The sequence below is a fragment of the Acinetobacter sp. FDAARGOS_515 genome (assembly GCF_003938865.1).
GTDB lineage: Bacteria > Pseudomonadota > Gammaproteobacteria > Pseudomonadales > Moraxellaceae > Acinetobacter > Acinetobacter ursingii.
Genome location: NZ_RKIX01000003.1, coordinates 3,427,299 through 3,447,237 on the forward strand (window position 1 = coordinate 3,427,299; position 19,939 = coordinate 3,447,237).

The 19,939-nt window shown below is 40.8% G+C and carries 16 protein-coding genes and 1 CRISPR repeat array (1 of these 17 running past the window's edge); of the genes, 11 read left to right on the forward strand and 5 right to left on the reverse strand.

Annotated features, from left to right (window positions below; translation table 11 throughout):
- Positions 1–149: 149 nt before the first annotated feature.
- From EGS47_RS17965 to EGS47_RS17990, 6 genes are all read left to right on the forward strand, one after another.
- Positions 150–908, forward strand: coding sequence for a Nif3-like dinuclear metal center hexameric protein (locus tag EGS47_RS17965; protein WP_005003660.1), 759 nt, complete (start codon positions 150–152; stop codon positions 906–908).
- Between the two features lie 146 nt (positions 909–1,054).
- Entirely contained in the window at positions 1,055–1,681 is a 627-nt protein-coding gene (locus tag EGS47_RS17970) for a superoxide dismutase (protein WP_004989896.1), read from the forward strand.
- A gap of 343 nt (positions 1,682–2,024) precedes the next feature.
- Positions 2,025–2,609: an anthranilate synthase component II gene (locus tag EGS47_RS17975; protein ID WP_004990052.1), complete on the forward strand. Its 585-nt coding sequence runs from the start codon at positions 2,025–2,027 to the stop codon at positions 2,607–2,609.
- Positions 2,610–3,659 (forward strand): anthranilate phosphoribosyltransferase, encoded by a 1,050-nt coding sequence (trpD, locus tag EGS47_RS17980; protein WP_005003525.1) that lies wholly within the window; start codon positions 2,610–2,612, stop codon positions 3,657–3,659. It abuts the gene before it with no gap.
- Between the two features lie 10 nt (positions 3,660–3,669).
- Complete coding sequence (trpC, locus tag EGS47_RS17985) at positions 3,670–4,476, forward strand: indole-3-glycerol phosphate synthase TrpC (protein WP_005003522.1); 807 nt, start codon at positions 3,670–3,672, stop codon at positions 4,474–4,476.
- Positions 4,477–4,618: 142 nt separating this feature from the next.
- A complete protein-coding gene (locus tag EGS47_RS17990) occupies positions 4,619–5,326 on the forward strand; it encodes a Smr/MutS family protein (RefSeq protein WP_005003518.1) in 708 nt (235 codons plus the stop codon).
- A gap of 10 nt (positions 5,327–5,336) precedes the next feature.
- On the opposite strand, the gene xdhC is transcribed toward EGS47_RS17990, so the two are convergent.
- Genes xdhC through xdhA form a run of 3 tightly spaced genes read right to left on the reverse strand, consistent with a single transcriptional unit; the run spans position 5,337 to position 10,207 of the window.
- Positions 5,337–6,314: a xanthine dehydrogenase accessory protein XdhC gene (gene xdhC / locus EGS47_RS17995; protein ID WP_171064988.1), complete on the reverse strand. Its 978-nt coding sequence runs from the start codon at positions 6,312–6,314 to the stop codon at positions 5,337–5,339.
- A 12-nt stretch (positions 6,315–6,326) separates the two neighbouring features.
- Positions 6,327–8,705, reverse strand: a complete 2,379-nt coding sequence (xdhB, locus tag EGS47_RS18000) for a xanthine dehydrogenase molybdopterin binding subunit (protein ID WP_005003513.1) — start codon at positions 8,703–8,705, stop codon at positions 6,327–6,329.
- 2 nt (positions 8,706–8,707) lie between these two features.
- A complete protein-coding gene (gene xdhA, locus EGS47_RS18005; RefSeq protein WP_005003509.1) occupies positions 8,708–10,207 on the reverse strand; it encodes a xanthine dehydrogenase small subunit in 1,500 nt (499 codons plus the stop codon).
- Positions 10,208–10,566: 359 nt separating this feature from the next.
- Between xdhA and folE the strand changes: the two genes are divergently transcribed.
- From folE to EGS47_RS18020, 3 genes are all read left to right on the forward strand, one after another.
- Positions 10,567–11,115, forward strand: a complete 549-nt coding sequence (folE, locus tag EGS47_RS18010; protein WP_171063284.1) for a GTP cyclohydrolase I FolE — start codon at positions 10,567–10,569, stop codon at positions 11,113–11,115.
- Positions 11,116–11,208: 93 nt separating this feature from the next.
- The gene (locus EGS47_RS18015; RefSeq protein WP_004990072.1) at positions 11,209–11,760 is read left to right on the forward strand and encodes a VTT domain-containing protein; all 552 of its coding nucleotides are present in this window, start codon (positions 11,209–11,211) and stop codon (positions 11,758–11,760) included.
- Between the two features lie 287 nt (positions 11,761–12,047).
- Positions 12,048–13,265 (forward strand): MFS transporter, encoded by a 1,218-nt coding sequence (locus EGS47_RS18020; protein WP_005003506.1) that lies wholly within the window; start codon positions 12,048–12,050, stop codon positions 13,263–13,265.
- Between the two features lie 79 nt (positions 13,266–13,344).
- On the opposite strand, the gene EGS47_RS18025 is transcribed toward EGS47_RS18020, so the two are convergent.
- Together EGS47_RS18025 and hemE are read right to left on the reverse strand one after the other, a co-directional pair.
- On the reverse strand, positions 13,345–14,184 hold the full coding sequence (locus EGS47_RS18025) for a DUF817 family protein (RefSeq protein ID WP_004998505.1): 840 nt from the start codon (positions 14,182–14,184) through the stop codon (positions 13,345–13,347).
- Positions 14,156–15,229 carry a uroporphyrinogen decarboxylase gene (gene hemE / locus EGS47_RS18030; protein ID WP_005003503.1) on the reverse strand — a complete coding sequence of 358 codons (1,074 nt, stop codon included), beginning with the start codon at positions 15,227–15,229 and terminating at the stop codon, positions 14,156–14,158. The genes EGS47_RS18025 and hemE overlap by 29 nt, the downstream gene beginning before the upstream one ends.
- 204 nt (positions 15,230–15,433) lie before the next feature.
- Between hemE and EGS47_RS18035 the strand changes: the two genes are divergently transcribed.
- Together EGS47_RS18035 and EGS47_RS18040 are read left to right on the forward strand one after the other, a co-directional pair.
- The gene (locus EGS47_RS18035; protein ID WP_005003501.1) at positions 15,434–16,768 is read left to right on the forward strand and encodes a L,D-transpeptidase family protein; all 1,335 of its coding nucleotides are present in this window, start codon (positions 15,434–15,436) and stop codon (positions 16,766–16,768) included.
- A gap of 504 nt (positions 16,769–17,272) precedes the next feature.
- Positions 17,273–17,962, forward strand: a complete 690-nt coding sequence (locus EGS47_RS18040; protein WP_004990083.1) for a pirin family protein — start codon at positions 17,273–17,275, stop codon at positions 17,960–17,962.
- 143 nt (positions 17,963–18,105) lie between these two features.
- A CRISPR array of direct repeats spans positions 18,106–19,939; the repeat unit is 28 nt; unit sequence TTTCTAAATGGCGTATGTCGCCATGAAC (it continues 1,195 nt past the right edge of the window).

Sequence of the window (19,939 nt, forward strand, 5' to 3'; positions counted from 1 at the left end):
TTAATTTATTGAAGAAAAAAGAGTTTACTCATTGTAAAGCATAAGTTTATGGATAACTGAAAAACATAAAAAAGATTTGTCTAGCTTTAGTTACTATTAAAAATATGTTTTGATGAACTTGGTTAAATAGATTCAGAGTCAAGTGATTCATGGCAAACTTAGATGACATTATAAAGTGGTGCGACCAAACCCTACAAAGTGCGGAGTTTAAAGATTATGCACCCAACGGCTTGCAAATCGAGGGAAAACAAGAGGTCAAACGCATTGTTTCTGCGGTGACTGCTTCAGAAACCGCAATTGATGCGGCTATTGAGCTTGGTGCAGATTTACTCTTGGTTCATCATGGCTATTTCTGGAAAGGCGAACCCTACCCGATTACAGGAATGCGTGGCAATCGAATTAAAAAACTGATTCAAAATGATATTTCTTTAGTGGCTTATCATCTTCCTTTAGATGCTCATCCTGCTTTGGGTAATAACGCTGCAATTGCTGAGCTTTTGGGATTACATGAAATAGAAGCATTGGACAGTAACGAACGGCATCCTATTGGAAATATTGGTTACTTAAAAAAAGCCCTCACTCCTGAAGAATTTAAAAATAAATTACAACAGATCTTTGATTTTAATATCGTTCATTTAGCTGCACGAAAATCCAATATTCAAAAGGTTGGTTTTTGCACAGGTGGTGCACAAGACTTTATTCATAAAGCGGCGCTACAGGACTGTGATGCCTATATCTCTGGAGAAGTCAGCGAAAGGACTTTTTATGAAGCTCAAGAACTGAATGTGCATTATTTTGCTTGTGGGCACCATGCAACTGAGCGGTATGGGGTACAACGTTTGGCAAAAGCGTTATCCGACCAATTTTCACTCGAACACCATTATATTGAGTTGAATAATCCAATTTAAGACGTATTTATTACAGGTATTTATATATACGTATTAATTAAGGCTTTATTGTGTATTGTTATTTAAAACAATCACCTTTTGCATAAATAATCATTTACAATGAAGCCACTTAATTCTATTACCCAGCTAACGCAAGGAATTGGAACATGACAACCATTACTTTACCTGCATTACCTTATGCTTACGATGCACTTGAGCCACATATTTCTAAAGAAACTTTAGAATTTCACCATGACAAGCATCATCAAACTTATGTGACTAATTTAAATAACTTGATCAAAGGTACTGATCTTGAAGGTAAAACTTTAGAAGAAATCATCCAAGCTGCTGCGGGTGATGCATCTAAAGCAGGTATCTTTAATAACGCTGCTCAAGTTTGGAACCATACTTTTTACTGGAACTCAATTGCGCCAAATGGCGGCGGTAAACCAACTGGCGCAATCGCAGCTAAAATTGATGAAGCATTTGGTTCTTACGAAAAATTTGCTGAAGAATTTGCTAATGCAGCAACGACTCAATTCGGTTCTGGTTGGGCATGGTTAGTGGCTGATGAAGTGAATGGTAAACTTTCGATTACTAAAACTTCAAATGCTGATACTCCACTTGCACATGGTCAAGTTGCTGTGTTGACGATTGACGTTTGGGAACATGCTTACTATATCGACTACCGCAATGCACGTCCGAAATACATCTCTACTTTCCTTGAAAGCCTTGTAAACTGGGATTATGCAAATGCAAAACTTGCAGGTCAACCAGCAGGCGTAGAAAAATAAGTTTTTATTTTCTACAAAGCCGCCTAAGTTTTGAATTGCACCCCTAAAGTTGGACACATTCAGTCTAACTTGAAGGGTGCTTTTCTATGGCTAAATATTCTCCATTCATTAGCAAGTCTAAGAGCTGGTTTTAATGAAATGATTGACGCTTAAATCCAGTCAAACACCATACAAGCTTGATTGATACATGAATAAGATCATCACAAATAATACAAATTCTGATAAAGTAACCGCTTAATTTAACGGCTTAATTTTGGATAGAGTTACTCAAATGGGTTACCAAACGGTCAACCTTAAGCCAATAATTTAATATCTAATTAATTTTCAATAGGTTGCAATTACAATGTTGCTCATGATCGACAATTACGACTCTTTTACGTACAACATCGTCCAATATTTTGGCGAGTTAAATCAAGACGTTAAGGTAGTTCGCAATGACCAAGTCACTCTTGAGGACATTGAACGATGGCAACCAAAGTATTTGGTAGTCGGTCCTGGCCCATGTTCTCCGACTGAAGCAGGGATTTCCATTCCTGCCATTCATCACTTCGCAGGCAAAATTCCCCTGCTCGGTGTTTGTTTAGGGCATCAGGCAATCGGTCAGGCTTTTGGTGGCAATATTATTCGTGCCAAAACGGTGATGCATGGTCGTTTATCAGATATGCATCACATTGATAAAGGCATTTTTAGTGATTTGCCATCGCCATTTTCAGCAACACGTTATCACTCTTTAGTGATTGAACAGGAAACGTTACCTGAGTGTCTGGAAGTGACCTGCTGGACTAACCAAGCTGATGGCTCTATGGAAGAAATCATGGGGGTTAAACATAAGACATTGCCTGTAGAAGGTGTGCAGTTTCACCCTGAATCTATCTTAAGCCAGCATGGTCACCAAATCTTCAAGAATTTTTTAGAGATTTATGCATAAATGAATATTCAACAAGCGTTAAATCATATCACCAAAAATATTCATCTGACCCAAGCACAAATGGAAGATGTGATGCGTAGCATCATGCAGGGCGAAGCCACCGAAGCACAAATCGGTGCCTTGATGATGGGTTTGCGCATGAAAGGTGAAAGTATCGATGAAATTACCGCTGCGGCGCGTGTCATGCGTGATCTGGCAATTAAAATCGACGTGAGTGATATCAACTATTTGGTTGATATTGTAGGTACAGGCGGTGATGGTCAAAATCTGTTTAATGTATCCACTGCGTCCAGTTTTGTGATTGCTGCGGCAGGTGCCACCATTGCCAAGCATGGCAATCGTGGTGTATCTAGCAAATCGGGTTCATCAGACTTATTAGAACAAGCTGGGATTAACCTAGATCTTGATATGCAACAAACTGAACGTTGCATCCGTGAGATGGGCGTTGGTTTTTTATTTGCGCCAAATCATCATAAAGCCATGAAATATGCGGTTGGTCCACGCCGTGAACTCGGCATTCGTAGTATTTTCAATTTACTCGGCCCGCTTACGAATCCGGCTGGGGTAAAACGCTTTGTGATTGGGGTATTTTCAGATGAACTGTGTCGCCCAATTGCAGAAGTGATGAAGCAACTTGGTGCAGAACATGTCATGGTGGTGCATTCCAAAGATGGACTGGATGAAATTAGCCTTGCCTCTCCCACTTATGTCGCAGAGTTGAAAAATGGTGAAATTATCGAATGGATTTTAAATCCTGAAGATGTAGGCATCACTTCTCAAACTTTGAGTGGTTTAATTGTGGAAGACTCTAGCGCCAGTCTGAAATTGATTAAAGACGCGTTGGGACGTAAAAAATCTGAAATTGGTGAAAAAGCCGCAAATATGATTGCCCTCAATGCAGGGGCTGGTATTTATGTATCAGGACTCAGCACCAGTTATAAACAAGGTGTGGCATTGGCGCATGATATTATTTACGGTGGGCAGGCTTTAGAAAAAATGAGCATTCTGTCTGAATTTACAAAAGCATTGAAGCAATACTCAAACAACTGAGGTTATCCAAATGATTCAGATTCAAAATACCATTCTGGGTAAAATCGTTGATCGTAAACATGAAGAACTGGCAGATCGTTTAAAACAACGTAGCCTAAAAGACGTAGAAGAATGGGCAAAACTGGCAACACCTGTTCGTGGCTTTGCACAGTCTTTGCGTAGTAAACGTCCCGGTGTGATTGCTGAAATTAAAAAAGCATCGCCCTCTAAAGGTGTGATTCGTGCTGACTTTAATCCTGCGGAAATTGCGGCGCAATATGAACAGGCAGGTGCAGCCTGTTTATCTGTACTGACCGATGTGGATTTTTTTCAGGGTGCCGATGAAAATATTGCGATTGCTCGTGAAAATTGCAATCTGCCTGCATTACGCAAAGACTTTTTGGTTGATCCTTACAATGTCATTGAAGCCCGTGCTTTACAGGCAGACTGTATTTTATTGATTGTGGCATGTTTATCGGATCAGCAACTTGAAGAAATGTCTAAGACTGCATTTGAATATAATCTGGATGTCTTGGTTGAAGTGCATGACGAAGAAGAGTTAGAGCGCGCACTCAAACTCTCTGAACAGTGCTTATTGGGTGTGAATAATCGTAATCTTAAAACATTTGATGTCGATTTAAATACCAGCTTGCGCTTAAAGAAACTGCTCGATCCATCGCGTTTACTAGTGACTGAAAGTGGGATTGCCACTCCTGCCGATATCGCCATGATGCAGCAACATGATATTCATGCATTTTTGGTCGGTGAAAGCTTTATGAAGCAGCCTCGACCAGATCAGGCATTTACTGCGTTATTTGGTGTGCCAGAGCAGCTTTGATTTTTTGATCACAATAGAATTACTTGCTCTTAAAAAGTCAGTGATTCTATTGTTATTGAATAGTTTGATTTTTTCATCTATTCCACTTTTAATACTATAATCATCACAATATATTTTTCTATTGTGATTTTCTATTTCAATCATGAGTAAGCACGACACCTCCCTTTCCAAAGCCCAACAGGACTTGTTAAAACAGTTTAAAAAACAAATCTCGAACGGTCAGGAACAAGCAAGTAACAAACAAACTGCAAATAAGCAGCCCATTTATAACGGTCCGAAAAAAATAGAACCGGAAGATGACAGCCAACTGTTTAGTAAGGCCTTGCAAGGCGTTCAACCTATTGATCATGGCAATATCGCCAATGTCAGACCCAGCCGTAGTAAAAAGGTTGATGCTCAGACACTGGCAAAACGTGCTGCAGCAGAAGGTGCTGCTGAAACTGAAATGACTGAAATTTCAGATACCCAGGCCATTTTAAACCCTGTTGCCAGTCAAGCCAGCCTGAGTTATCGCATTGCGACCTTACAGCATAAAGTCTTTGAAGACTTAAAAGCGGGTAAATTACGCTGGTTTGAAGCGGTTGATTTACATGGCTGTACCGTTGAGCAGGCTCGTTCAGCAGTCCTTGAGATTATTCAAATAGCAAAAGCTGAAAATCAAAATGTGATTAAAATCGTACATGGCAAAGGACCAGAAGCCATTTTAAAAACCTATGTGAATGGCTGGTTACGCCAGCATCGCGATGTATTGGCATTTGTCAGCGCACCAGAAAATCAAGGCGGTACAGGTGCGGTTTTGGTTTTACTTAAACGGGCAGAAAAGAATCCAAAATATGATGCACAGAAATGATTCCATTGCATCATTTCTGAATATTAAACACCTGTAGCAACTGTGCCACGACTGACACTGCAATGATTGTAGGTTGCTTGGAGCTAATCCCATCGATACCAATCGGGCAAACCAGAGATTCAAGTTGAGTTTGTGGATAACCCCGTGCACTCATGCGTTTTTCAAAAATCGCCCGTTTACTTTTTGAGCCAATCATTCCGACATAGGTAAAAGCTTGATCTGAAGGTTTCAACGCTTCAAAACACAATTGCAAATCTAACTGATGATCGTGGGTTAAAATCAAAATTGCCCCTGATCGATCAAAATGAGTAATTTCCGCTTCTGGCACATCAGTACTGATACACTTGACTTGATCCATTAAATCACGTGGAAAAATGTCGTCCCGATTATCCACCCAAGTGATCTGTACCCCGATCGGCAATAAACAGCGCACAATCGCCTCACCCACATGACCTGCACCAAAAATCATCACTTTCATGGCATAGGGTTGAATACTTTGAATCCATTGCCATCTGGAATCATCTTGCTGAAATTCACTGTTAGATGAAGCCGATGAATCATTTGCAATCGACCAACTGGATGCCTGACCATCCGACACTGTCCTGATGATACTTTGACGTTTTTGCCATGCAGCCTGACAAGCAATCAGTTCATCCTTAATGGCTTCTATTTTTTCAAATAACAGCCACATCACTCCGCCACAACATTGTCCTAAACGTGCACTAAGATTGAATCGTTCAATCCGTTGATGGCATGATTCAGAACTCAATAGCATTTGTTTGGCAATATCGATCGCCTGAAACTCCAAATGTCCGCCACCGATAGTATCAGATTGCTGAATCTGTTGTTGCTGATCGAGTCGTAACAGCATGGTTGCCCCTACTTCTCGTGGGGTTGAACCATCTGCACGAAGCACAGTGACCAATACGACAGAAATATCTTGCTGCTGCCATTCGACCAAGTCTCGCCACCATTGTAAATGCTGCATCATGTTTAATGGTTAACGCAATTTTGGTTCTGGGCGATCCAGCAATGCATGACCTCGACCGATTGAAATCGCACGTAGAATTTCTTCTGCTGTCGCGGGTGCATTTAACTCAAGCGGTGCATCCTCTGGAATCGCAGCTTGTACGGCTTGGCGAATCGCAGAGAATACCGAAAGTCCTAACATAAACGGCGGCTCGCCCACAGCTTTAGAGCGATAAATAGTATCGACAGCGTTTTGATTATCAAACAATTTGACATTAAAGACATGCGGAATATCGACGCTAGTCGGGATTTTATATGTCGACGGCGCATGGGTAAATAAACGTCCTACATGTGGCCCTTGCGGTTGCCAATACAGCTCTTCAGTGGTGAGCCAGCCCATGCCTTGTATAAAACCACCTTCAATCTGACCAATATCAATGGCTGGGTTAATCGAACGACCGACATCATGCAAAATATCAGTTCTTAATACTTTCATTTCCCCCGTCAAAGTATCAATCGCCACTTCACTGACCGCCGCACCGTAGGCATAGTAGAAAAATGGACGACCTAAATGATTGACCTGATCATAATGAATTTCTGGGGTTTTATAAAAACCACTGTCCCAAAGCTGCACCCGTGCCATATAAGCACGATTAACCAAATCAGGAAATGCCCACGACTGACCATTACTTGTAGTGACTTGATTATCTTCAAACTGAATGCCTTCAACATCACTTTGACTTATTTCAGCCGCAAGTTTGGCAAGGCGTTCACGAATCTTGATACAGGCATTTTGTACGGCTTTACCATTTAAATCAGCACCACTCGAAGCCGCAGTTGCTGAAGTATTCGGTACACGTGACGTATCCGTTGCAACCAAACGCACCTGATCAATGGCTAAACCGAGTTCATGCGCAGCAACTTGACGCACTTTGGTATATAAACCCTGCCCCATTTCGGTGCCACCATGGGTGATGGCAACTGTGCCATCCATATACACATAGACCAGTGCACCTGCTTGGTTATAATGCACCGCATTAAAGGAAATACCGAACATGAGTGGTGTCAGCGCAATTCCACGTTTAATGATGTTATTATCTTGGTTAAATAAATCAATCGCTTGTTTACGTTTAAAATATTGACTACTTTCCAATAACTCTTCGACAATTTGTGGCGCAACATTGTCCCGAACTTCTGCGCCATAATGCATATGGTCACGACCATTGCCAGGCTTTTCTGCAAAAAAGTTACGTTGACGCACCAAGACTGGATCGCATTTTAGAAAACGGGCAATGTCGTCAATAATCACTTCAATGACAAACATTCCCTGTGGTCCACCAAAACCACGATAGGCTGTATTGGATACGGTATTGGTTTTACAACGTAAATTACGCAGTTGCACGGCATTTAGATAATACGCATTGCCAATATGACAAATCGCACGCTCATTCACTGGGCCTGATAAATCCGCAGAGAAACCACAATTGGATGCCAATTGAACTTTTAAACCCTGTAAAACTCCTAAATCGTCAAAAGCCACCGACCACTCATAGGCAAAACCATGACGTTTACCCGTCGAACTCATATCGTCATCACGGTCTAAACGAAGTTTGCATGGACGACCAGATTTCTGTGCTGCAAGAGAGGCAATACACGCCCATTGTGCCGACTGCGATTCCTTACCGCCAAAGCCACCGCCCATACGACGTGCCTCAACGCTGACCTGATGCATATTGAAACCTAATGCATGACAAATCAGTAATTGCATTTCGGTGGGATGCTGAGTCGAGCAATAGACTTTTAAAGTGTGATCTTCTTGAGGAACCGCATACGAAATCTGCCCTTCTAGATAAAAATGCTCTTGTCCACCGAGTTCAATAGAACCAGAAAGTTGATGCGATGCAGTTTGAAATGCCTGCTCAACCTCACCATGACTAAAATCGACAGGTGGCAACACCCAAGATTGCTGTTCAATCGCCTCTTGAATACTTAAAATCGGGGTTTCAGGAGCATATTCAATCTGGGCTAAACGCACAGCTCTACGTGCCTGTTGATAAGTTTTAGCTGCCACCACAAACAACGCCTGACCATAAAATTCGACCTGATCTTTGGCAAAAATCGGATCGTCTTTGACAATTGGTCCCCAATTGTTTTCAATAGTGACATCATCAGCCGTATACACTGCATAGACACCATCTGCCTGACGAACTGCGTTTAGGTCAAATTGTGTGATTTTACCTTTTGCACATTGAGAAAAACCGACTGCCAGATGTAAGGTATTTTCAAGCTCTGGCAAATCATCAATATAGGTCGCTTGCCCTGTTACATGTAAATGCGCACTTTCATGTGGAATCGATTGCCCTGCTTTGGCCGATGCTTTTAAACTCTTTAAGTCGATGGACTGATTCATTGTTATACCTCCACCAATGCGATTAAATCTTCAACTCGAGTAAGATTTTGCGCTTGAATTTTTTCTACATAAAACCGCTGTAAACAGTTCTGTGCCACTTGCAGTCGGTAAGCACTACTGGCTCGACCATCGCTCAACGGCTGATAATCCTGCGCTAATGCAATTTGTGCCTGTTCAAGTAATTCAGGAGTCATCACTTGACCCAACAAAACTTTTTCGGTCTTTAAAGCGCGTTTTGGAATCGCCGCCATACCGCCAAATGCGATTTTGATGGATTGAACCACTTTATTCTTATCTAACTCACAACTCAAGGCAGCACACACCGCCGAAATATCCTGTTCAAAACGTTTTGAGATTTTATAAGTGGCAAATTTAAAATGGATACTATCTTGACGCACAGGAATTAAAATCGCTTCAACAAATTCACTTGCCTGCAAAGCTGTCTTTTGATAATCCAGATAAAAATCAGCCAAAGTGATTTCACGAGTTTGCTCGCTACAGCGCAAGCGCAACATGGTATCCAGTGTGATTAAAGCAGGCATTGAATCGCCAATTGGAGAACCATTGGCAATATTACCGCCTAAAGTCCCTGCATTTTTGATGGGCATGGAAGCAAAACGGCGCTGTAATTCAGAAAAATCTGGATAAATGTCAGATATTTTAGCCAATGCATCGCTTAAACTAACATTGGCACCAATCTCAAGTTGATCATTGCTTACTGTTATTTTCTTTAACTCTTCAACCTGACCAATATATAACATATCGCCCAAGTTTCGACCGAGCTTCGTCACCCACAATCCGACATCGGTGCTACCTGCGACAATACGTGCCTGTGGAAATTGCTGACGTAAACTTGCAAATTCCTGTAAGGTTTTAGGCGCAAAGAATTGCTGCCCCAGATAATTTAATTCTAAAGACGGTAAAGCGTGAATCTCCGTCAAAACTTTGATGACTTTTTCACGTTCTAATTGCACACGTGGATAGTTGTAAGCTTGTTGTGCGGCATCTAAAATTGGACGATAACCCGTACAGCGGCATAAATTCCCTGAAACATAATCGCTGACTTTTTCTTTATTGGGAGCATGTTGTTCATTTTCGTACATTGACCACAACGACATGATAAAGCCTGGAGTACAAAAGCCACATTGTGAGCCATGTTGTTCAACCATTGCTTGCTGCACAGGATGCATTTGACCTGTTGAAGCTGAAATGAGTTGCTGAAGATCTTCTACGGTGAAAAGGGCTTTACCATCTAAAGTAGGTAAAAACTGAATACATGCATTGACACTACGCAGTTGTAATTGATCATTCACCAACTCTCCAATGACCACCGTACATGCCCCACAGTCGCCCTCTGCACAGCCTTCTTTGGTTCCAGTTTGGCGCGTTTTCTCAGCCGAAACATATTCACGTAAATATTGTAAAACGGTCGTGGTTGGTGCAAGCATTTCAATTTGCTGGCATTGTCCTCGGAAATAAAACGTGATGGGACGTGCTGACATTTTCTATCCTTTTTACTTCTGCATCCAGATACTCAAAGACGAGCAAATAAAATGCCACATTAAATGTGATGACTTGGTTTTTGCAGTTGTAAATAACCGATATAAGAGTTTAGATATATCTTTAAAATCAACTATAAACAGCCAAACTATTATTCTTTTTTAGCAGATTTTTATCACAAAATGAGGAGAAAATTAGCATTTGATGAAATATCAGCCACAATAAAACTGAATTTTATTCAGCTTTTCTATATGAAGCACCATCTGAATAAATATCCTGCAAAGTTACATGACCCACTTGATCGGTTTTCTGATACAATGCCGAGCTTGTTTAATAGAGTAAGCCAATACGTCTTATGTCAATGCAGCAATCCTATGCAAATATTCTGACCGCAGTGGGTGAGGATTTAAATCGTCCTGGGCTTAAAGATACGCCTATTCGAGCTGCCAAGGCATTTTCTTTTTTGACCTCTGGCTATGGCAAAACACTGGAAGAAGTCACCAATAGTGCGGTTTTTCCATCAGATAACCATGAAATGGTGTTGGTTAAAAATATTGAATTTTATTCTTTATGCGAACACCATCTTTTGCCATTTTACGGACGTGTGCATATCGCCTACTTACCTGAGGGTAAAGTCTTAGGATTATCTAAATTTGCCCGTATTACTGAAATGTTTGCGCGTCGCTTACAGATTCAGGAAAATCTGACGCAGCAAATTGCAGAGGCTGTATTAGAAGTAACACAAGCACGTGGCGTTGCTGTCATGATTGATTCAGCACATATGTGTATGATGATGCGTGGCGTAGGTAAACAGGAATCGACGACGCGTACTGTGTCTTTTTTAGGTGACTTTAAAACCGATAAAGAAGTTCGTCGTGAATTTTTAAGTGCTGTACCTGAGAGTTATTAACTTTCTGCCAAAGTTTTAAATTATCAGCCAGACAATTACATAAAGTCTGGCGATTATTGACATTAACGAAGTAATAATGAAGGTAGATCGTTAGTGGAATTTTTCGATTTTTTACTCAGTTTTGAACATTATCTGCCTATTTTGATTCAACAATATGGGTTATGGATTTATGCCCTGCTCTTTTTGATTATCTTTTGTGAAACGGCTTTCGTTTTCATGTTTTTTTTGCCAGGTGATAGTCTACTTCTTGCGGTTGGTGCGCTTTGTTCAACCATCCCCATGATGAATCTTGGTTTTATCATCATCTTGCTTTCTATCGCAGCCACACTTGGTTATATGGTGAATTATCATATTGGTCGTCGTATGGGAGTGCGTATTTTTGAAATCAAATCACGCTTGATTAAGCACGAACATTTATTAAAAACCCATGATTACTTTAAACGACATGGCGCCTTGACGATATTAGTCGCTCGGTTTATCCCATTTGTACGCTCTTTTGCCCCTTTTGCTGCGGGTTCGAGTGGCATGAATTATAGTGTGTTCTCCTTGTATAACATTGTCGGGGCTTTTATCTGGATTGCCTTGTTGGTAACCGCAGGTTATTTACTTGGTCATACCGTGATGTTTATTGGTGATATTGAATAGATTTCTATCATCAGTTCGTTTTATTTTATCCGATGCGAGAAAACTAAAAGGCTCTATAAAGTTATCAAAGATAATCTAATCGCTATTGAATAACGATGATTTAATTTATAAAAATCAGCTTGATCATTGCTGTAAAACATGGGATATTCTGCCAAAGCGTTAGCAGGTCATTCATTGCCTGACTAAAATCGTAAGCGTTCACGTTATCCAACGCATCTGTTCCAGTATTTTTTAATAATGGAAGTGGATGCACGTGTCTATACGGTATCCCTTCCATGGAGTACCAAATGACACAGTCTAATCAAAATATGACCATGACAGCACCCTCCTCGTTAGATAACGATACTAAAACGCTTTACCCTTTAGTGATCGCGCTTTTTCTTTCTTATCTCACCATCTCCGCTCCTCTTGCAGTGATTCCACTGTATGTGCATGACAGTTTAAAATTCAATAATTTTTGGGTGGGTATCGCTGTTGGTACACAATTTGTAGCCACAGTTTTGACACGTCCTTATGCAGGTCGTATTGCCGATCAAATCAGCGCAAAACGCGCGACTTTGCAAGGTATGGCATCTTTATTAATGGCAGGATTCATTTATATTCTGGCTTTTTTTGCACCTGTTTCGATGATATTCAAGTTTGTGATCTTACTGCTCGGCCGTTTGGTTCATGGTTATGCAGAAAGTTTACTGGTCAGCGGACATTTAACTTGGGGACTTGGCTTAGTCGGACAAGCACGTGCAGGAAAATTACTATCCTTTACAGGCATGGCCATGTTTGGTGCTTTGGCCGCAGGCGCACCCTTGGGACTCTGGTTATATGAAAGCTTTGGATTTTACGCGGTTGCTTTGCTTCTGATCAGTTTACCCCTTGTCTCTTTGCTAATTGATATTTTTATCCGAGCGACTCAACCGCATACAGGCACCTATCCACCACTCAAACAGGTCATTCAATACGTTTGGCGTTTTGGTCTGGTATTAGCTTTACAAGGTGTCGGTTTTGCCTGTATCGGCACATTTGTCGCTCTTTATTTTAAAGAGCAACAATGGGCCTATGCAGGTTATGCACTGACCTTTTTTGGTTTGGCTTTTGTGGCTGTGCGGATTTTCTGTGGACATTTAACTGATAAAGTTTCGGGCTTTAAACTGGTTAAATATTCATTAATCATTGAAGCCATTGGCCTATTTTTATTATTTATATCACCACGTGTGGAAATTGCATTAATCGGTGCAGTAGTGACTGGCGCAGGATGTTCTTTAATTTATCCAGCTTTAGGAGTCGAACTGATTAAAGGCGCTCCTGCTCAAATTCGTGGTACGGCAATGGGCGTGTTTTCAGCCTGTCAGGATATTGCCTACGCCATTTATGCCCCTGTATTTGGACTAGTTGCCCTTTATCTGGGCTATCCATCGGTCTTTATCACAGCTGCATTTTGTGCATTATTAGGTTGTCTCATCAATATTTATACGCGAAAGTTTGCGCTGCAAACACGAATCAACCCATAAAATTTAGGGCACTAACGTGCCCTATCATTTTCAAAATTGCTAAAAAACGCCTTTGGAAAGCCCAAGATAATTTTGTATTTTATTGAAATTCGTTTAGTTTCCAACGCCCATTATGACTTCGATTTCCCAGTATTTTTAACACCAAAACCAAACTTAACAATAACAATAAATACCACGATCCAAGTTTGCCCCAACCCACCATATGCCAAGCATTCACCTGACTTGGGTAGAGCCAGATTTTATAAAAAGTACTAATGTTTTCAGCAATCCAGATGATAAATGCCAAGACTAAAAGTACAGGTAACATGGGGAGTTGAAAGGCTCTTGCAGATAAACAAAAAGTTAATCGAGTTTTCCAGAAAATGACGACACTCCAAAGGAATAAGGCATAACGCAGATCTGGGATAAAAAATTTGCTCATAAAATTGATATATGAACATAACGCCAATGCCAGCATATTGCCAAAACGTGGCAAAGCCTCAAATGAGATATGATATAAACGTAGAGAACGAGCAAAAAAACTTCCGACTGCTGAATACATAAATCCAGCAAAAAGTGGCACTGTCCAAAGTTTAAATATAGCAGGCTGAGGATATTGCCATGAAGCGATCGCGGGATGCGTCAGAAAAATCTCCATCACCATCGCCATGATATGAAACAAAGCAATCACTTTGGCCTCAGCCCAAGATTCAAGTTTTAAGTAAAGTAAACAAGCTTGAATCGCCAAGGCATAAAAAAGCAAATAGTCATAACGATAAAAACCAAGATAGTCATGACTGCCCATCGGCGCAGTAAACACAAATGCGAGCAGTAATAAAATACCAAACAAGGCAGCCGAAGCTGCCTTAAAACAAAATTGAGAAACAAGTTTCAGAACGTACACAAAAACCTTATCCCAAGTATTTGGCGCTATATTCATGTACGGTATCAACAAAAATTTTCGGTTGAGCAGGATCTACCCATTGCGTGATGCCATGTCCAAGATTTGCTACATAACCTGTTGTTTCACCATTGGCATAGGCATCGTCCAGCATTGCTTTGACAGATTTTTCAATGGATGCTCTAGAGCCATACAATACCGCAGGATCTAGATTCCCCTGTACAGCAGCACGACCTGCAATACTTTGACGCGCAACATTTAAGGGAGTTGTCCAATCCAGTCCAAGCGCATCAGCACCTGTCGCAATCATTGGTTCTAACCATTGACCACCACCTTTGGTAAATAAAATCACTGGAATACGACGACCGTCTTTTTCACGTTGTAAACCCGCGACAATTTTTTGCATATAGTTGAGTGAAAATTCAATATATTCACGGTGCGCCAACGCACCGCCCCAACTATCAAAAATTTGAATCGCTTGAGCACCTGCATCGATCTGTGCATTTAAATAATCAATCACAGCGACAGCAAGACGATCAAGCAAGGCATGCAAAACTTCTGGCTGAGCATAGAGCATATGTTTGGTATGACGGAAATCTTTACTCGAACCGCCTTCAATCATATACGTAGCCAATGTCCATGGACTTCCAGAAAAACCAATCAAAGGAACCTGACCGCCCAATGCAGAACGAATGGTCGAAACTGCATTCATGACGTAATCCAGATCGGACTTGGCATTGAAATTAGGTAAATTTAAAACATCTTGTTCAGTGCGAATGGTCTTTTTAAACTTTGGCCCTTCACCCGTTTCAAAATAAAGCCCCAAACCCAATGCATCTGGTACGGTTAAAATATCTGAAAATAAAATAGCCGCATCTAAATCATATCGACGTAAAGGCTGCAAAGTCACTTCACAGGCAAAATCAGTATTTTTACATAATGATAAAAAATCACCCGCTTTACCGCGCGTTTCGCGGTACTCAGGTAAATAACGACCTGCTTGTCGCATCATCCATACAGGTGTGGTGTCCACAGGTTCACGCAATAAAGCACGTAGAAAACGATCATTTTTTAAGGTCGTCATTTACTTTCTCTATCTCAATTTTTATTGCATGCATCATAACAAAAAGGTTTGCGATTTAATAACTTCTCTGTGCGATAAAATCCAGATTAGGCAAGATAAAATTGGATAACTACACAAAAGAACTACTGCATCGTGATGTATTTTCTGTAATACTTACTCCGTTTTCTGTCCTAACTATATGAATAATTCTTAAGGTTGAATTACATGTTTGTTCGCTCTTTGCTCGCTTTGAGTCTAACTTGTATTATGACTGGCACAGCGTTTGCTGCACCTACGGCCGAGCAACCGTTAAATCCAAAAGTGATCCGCACTCAATCTGTTCAAGATCCGATTGATCCACTTGCCATTGAACGTAAGCCTCTCTCTCAAAATACATCTTCAGCATCTAGTCCTGTTTCGTCACCTGTGACAAATTCGGCTTCAGCTCCTGCTGCAAATGTTGCGGCTACATCTAGCCCAGCAAGTTCAGATCAGGCACAAGTCAGTGCTCAAGAAGAACATGATCTGAATCAGGCCTCTGCAACATTGCAAAACCTTGAAAGCAGCGAAACGAAAAATGCAGATACAGGTGTTGCACCTACCCCTGCTCAAAAAGCAGCAGCCACGACAACTGCTACAAAAACTCAAGCAGGTAAAGCATCTTGGACACTTGACGGTCTAAATAATGCTGACTGGTATGAAAATATCGGACGTGGTCAATTTCCAGTCTATGCGCGTGCGCAAGTCATGCTGAATAATACCCATGCGTCTCCAGGTGCAATCGACGGCACAAGTGGTATGAATACACTGAAAGCTCTTTCATCTTTTCAGCAAATGAATGGTTTAAAACCAACGGGTGAGCTCACCAAAGAAACGTGGGATGCCTTGGTCGCCAAGCAAAATAAACCCGCTTTTGTAGAATACACCTTGACAGCAGAAGACTTAAAAGGTCCTTATGCTGCATCTATTCCCCATGATTATGCACTACAGGCCAAAATGAAAGGTTTGTACTACACTCGTGTTACAGAAATGTTGGGTGAAAAATTCCATATGGATGAAGACTTTTTGAAAAAGTTAAATCCTAAGGCAAGCTTTAAAAAAGAAGGTGAAAAGATTATTGTCGCCAATGTGCGTAATGATCTCCCAGAAGATATTCATCTGATCATTGCGCATAAAGGTGCACGTCAGTTATATCTATTTAACAGTCGCAACCAAATGATTGCCTCATTTCCTGCAACCATTGGCAGTAGTGATACACCATCTCCAACAGGTACTTATAAGGTAGTGGGTGTTGCGCGTAACCCTTGGTATAGCTATTCACCAAGTAACTTCGTTCAAGGCAATAACTTAAAACCACTGTCTTTGCCACCTGGTCCAAATGCCCCTGTAGGTAATATCTGGATTGGTTTAAGTAAAAAATCTTTTGGTATTCATGGAACACCAAACCCATCTGCGATTTCCAAAACAGCATCACATGGTTGTATTCGTCTAACCAACTGGGATGCCAATGATTTGGGCAATAAAGTCAGTAGCGGTGTAACTGTTAAATTCCTTGAATAAAATCAATTAGCCCTTTTAAAGCCTGCATCTTAATGCGGGCTTTTTTATATTCCACTTTTATAGTTAACGTAAGTTCGATGAAAATATTTCTTTAACTTATTGAAAAACAATGATCTTGGCGGAGTCTTACTGAGTTCTCATCTAATTTTAGGATTAGCTTTCAGCTAGAGTTACTTTGGTTTCGTCCAAAGTAACCAAAAGCATTGTCATCTGCAAAACCTGTTGTCTTCTTGGATTTATTAAAATATATCGCAGAAACAGTATCTTGTTTAAACTATGCAGGTTGCAGATGACGTTTACGAGTATCATATCCATTGTCGAACTCAGGTTAGTTATCAATTATTTTGATACTTTTTACTGTTCTATTATTTTTAATAATTATAAAAATATCATAAAATCATTTCACAAATAGAACAATTTGTTCCAATACTGGTGTTTTTACTTTGCTGAGGGATTGCTACGATGTGTTCATGAAGTAATACATAAGAATTTGGGAGGTGCAGAATGAATGCATATCTACATCGTAGTGAAAACCGTGGTCATGTCCAAGCAGGTTGGTTAAATACCTATCATAGCTTTTCATTTGGAAGCTGGTATGATCCAAAATATATGGGTTTTGGTCCACTTCGTGTGATTAATGACGATACGATTGCGGCACATAATGGTTTTGGTACTCATCCACATGACAATATGGAAATCTTGACTTATGTCACCGATGGTCGCCTGAGCCACCGTGATACAATGGGTAATGAAGAACATATCACCGCAGGTGAATGGCAGTTGATGAGTGCGGGTACGGGTGTTGCACATAGTGAGTTCAATAATAGCGATGAGCCAGTGCATCTATTTCAAATCTGGATTCATCCAAATGTACGCGATGCTGAACCAACGTATCAACAAATCAAACTTGATCCAAGTGAACAGCCAAACCAATGGCACTTGATTGCAGGACCAAATGATAATGCTGCTATGCATATTCGCCAAAATGCAGAAGTGAAAGCGGCTGTGTTAGAAGCTGGTAAAACACTTGAGATTGCTGCAACTCAAAAACACAATTATGTGCATGTGATTAAAGGTCAAATTATGATTGAGAATCAAATTGTTAAAGCAGGTGATGCTTTATTGTTTGATGAGAAAACTACGATTCATGCACTTGAAGATAGTGAAATGATCTGGTTCGATTTACCAGCATAATCTTATTAACCTAACGCACTGTTTCGCCAGAAGCAGTGCGTTTTTGTTTATATTATTTCTTTTTAACTCATTTTTACGGGCGATTAGATTCCATATTCTACTCTCGTGAATCAATCAGCTTAAGCTTTTACACATCGTTTGCATTTCTAAATGGCGTATGTCGCCATGAACCTTTCAGTATATGCCACAACATATCACCCAAATTTCTAAATGGCGTATGTCGCCATGAACGGATTAAACTGCTGCATTTGCTTGAATTGTTTTTTCTAAATGGCGTATGTCGCCATGAACTTAATCCGTAGACCTGCTGCAAATGAATGCGCTTTCTAAATGGCGTATGTCGCCATGAACTGAAGATATTCCGCGGCTTGCTTTTTTGTAATCTTTCTAAATGGCGTATGTCGCCATGAACGTTTTTGGGTTGATAGTGAAGCAACATTTGAATTTCTAAATGGCGTATGTCGCCATGAACCAAAAACAGCATCTACTTTAACCACTCCACTTTTTCTAAATGGCGTATGTCGCCATGAACGCAAAACAGTGTCGATCGCTGGAATCGAAACTTTTCTAAGTGGCGTATGTCGCCATGAACAACACAAACCCGCTTCGGCGGGTTTTTTAATGTTTCTAAGTGGCGTATGTCGCCATGAACCAAAATAATGTTTTTAAGTGGAACTTTAAGCATTTCTAAGTGGCGTATGTCGCCATGAACGCAATTGTTTTATCGGTTCTACACGTTCTGACTTTCTAAGTGGCGTATGTCGCCATGAACGTTAATCATATGTACACGCCAAACATGTACCGTTTCTAAGTGGCGTATGTCGCCATGAACCTGTATCAGTTTCAGCGTGGCCCAATTAAATGTTTCTAAATGGCGTATGTCGCCATGAACAGACTGTTCACATGGAATTGGCTGGTCGTCGTTTTCTAAATGGCGTATGTCGCCATGAACTCCAGAATATCATAAGCAGGTAATGAGTCCTGTTTCTAAATGGCGTATGTCGCCATGAATGGATCAATACAGCACGGAGTTATCTGGGGCTATTTCTAAATGGCGTATGTCGCCATGAACCGACCGATGGTTCAATTTCTGGCGATGCTACATTTCTAAATGGCGTATGTCGCCATGAACGCTTCATGAACTACCCCATTATTCTTGCGCCCTTTCTAAATGGCGTATGTCGCCATGAACGTTATGCATGTCACACTCCCATTTTCCGATACTTTCTAAATGGCGTATGTCGCCATGAACTTACCCTTGATCGTGTAGTGACAGGGCAAACATTTCTAAATGGCGTATGTCGCCATGAACGGTGGTGTAGAACTAGCGAAGTTCCTACACATTTTCTAAATGGCGTATGTCGCCATGAACATATGGCTTAAAACCATCGGCATGAATCTCTTTTTCTAAATGGCGTATGTCGCCATGAACAAATTGTGTGTATGGCAGAAGGCTATGCTACTTTTCTAAATGGCGTATGTCGCCATGAACTTAAATACGAGCGTTTATTGTGTTTTGCATCGTTTCTAAATGGCGTATGTCGCCATGAACTTGATGCTTCTCTGGTGGATATCACCAGTGATTTTCTAAATGGCGTATGTCGCCATGAACGTTTGGAGTTGTCATCGTTAAACGCATGTTAATTTCTAAATGGCGTATGTCGCCATGAACCATACAGCATTCGCATCTTGACCAGAAAATTGTTTCTAAATGGCGTATGTCGCCATGAACCAATTTGATCAAGCATCACTTTCACTCATTGATTTCTAAATGGCGTATGTCACCATGAACCCCCTAATGTTGTCAATTACCGTGTTTTTAGCTTTCTAAATGGCGTATGTCGCCATGAACTTAACTCATCTGGTGTTACAAGTAATGCGTCTTTTCTAAATGGCGTATGTCGCCATGAACTTGAATACTGTTTCAGCGTTTAAACCGTTACTTTTCTAAATGGCGTATGTCGCCATGAACCTTCA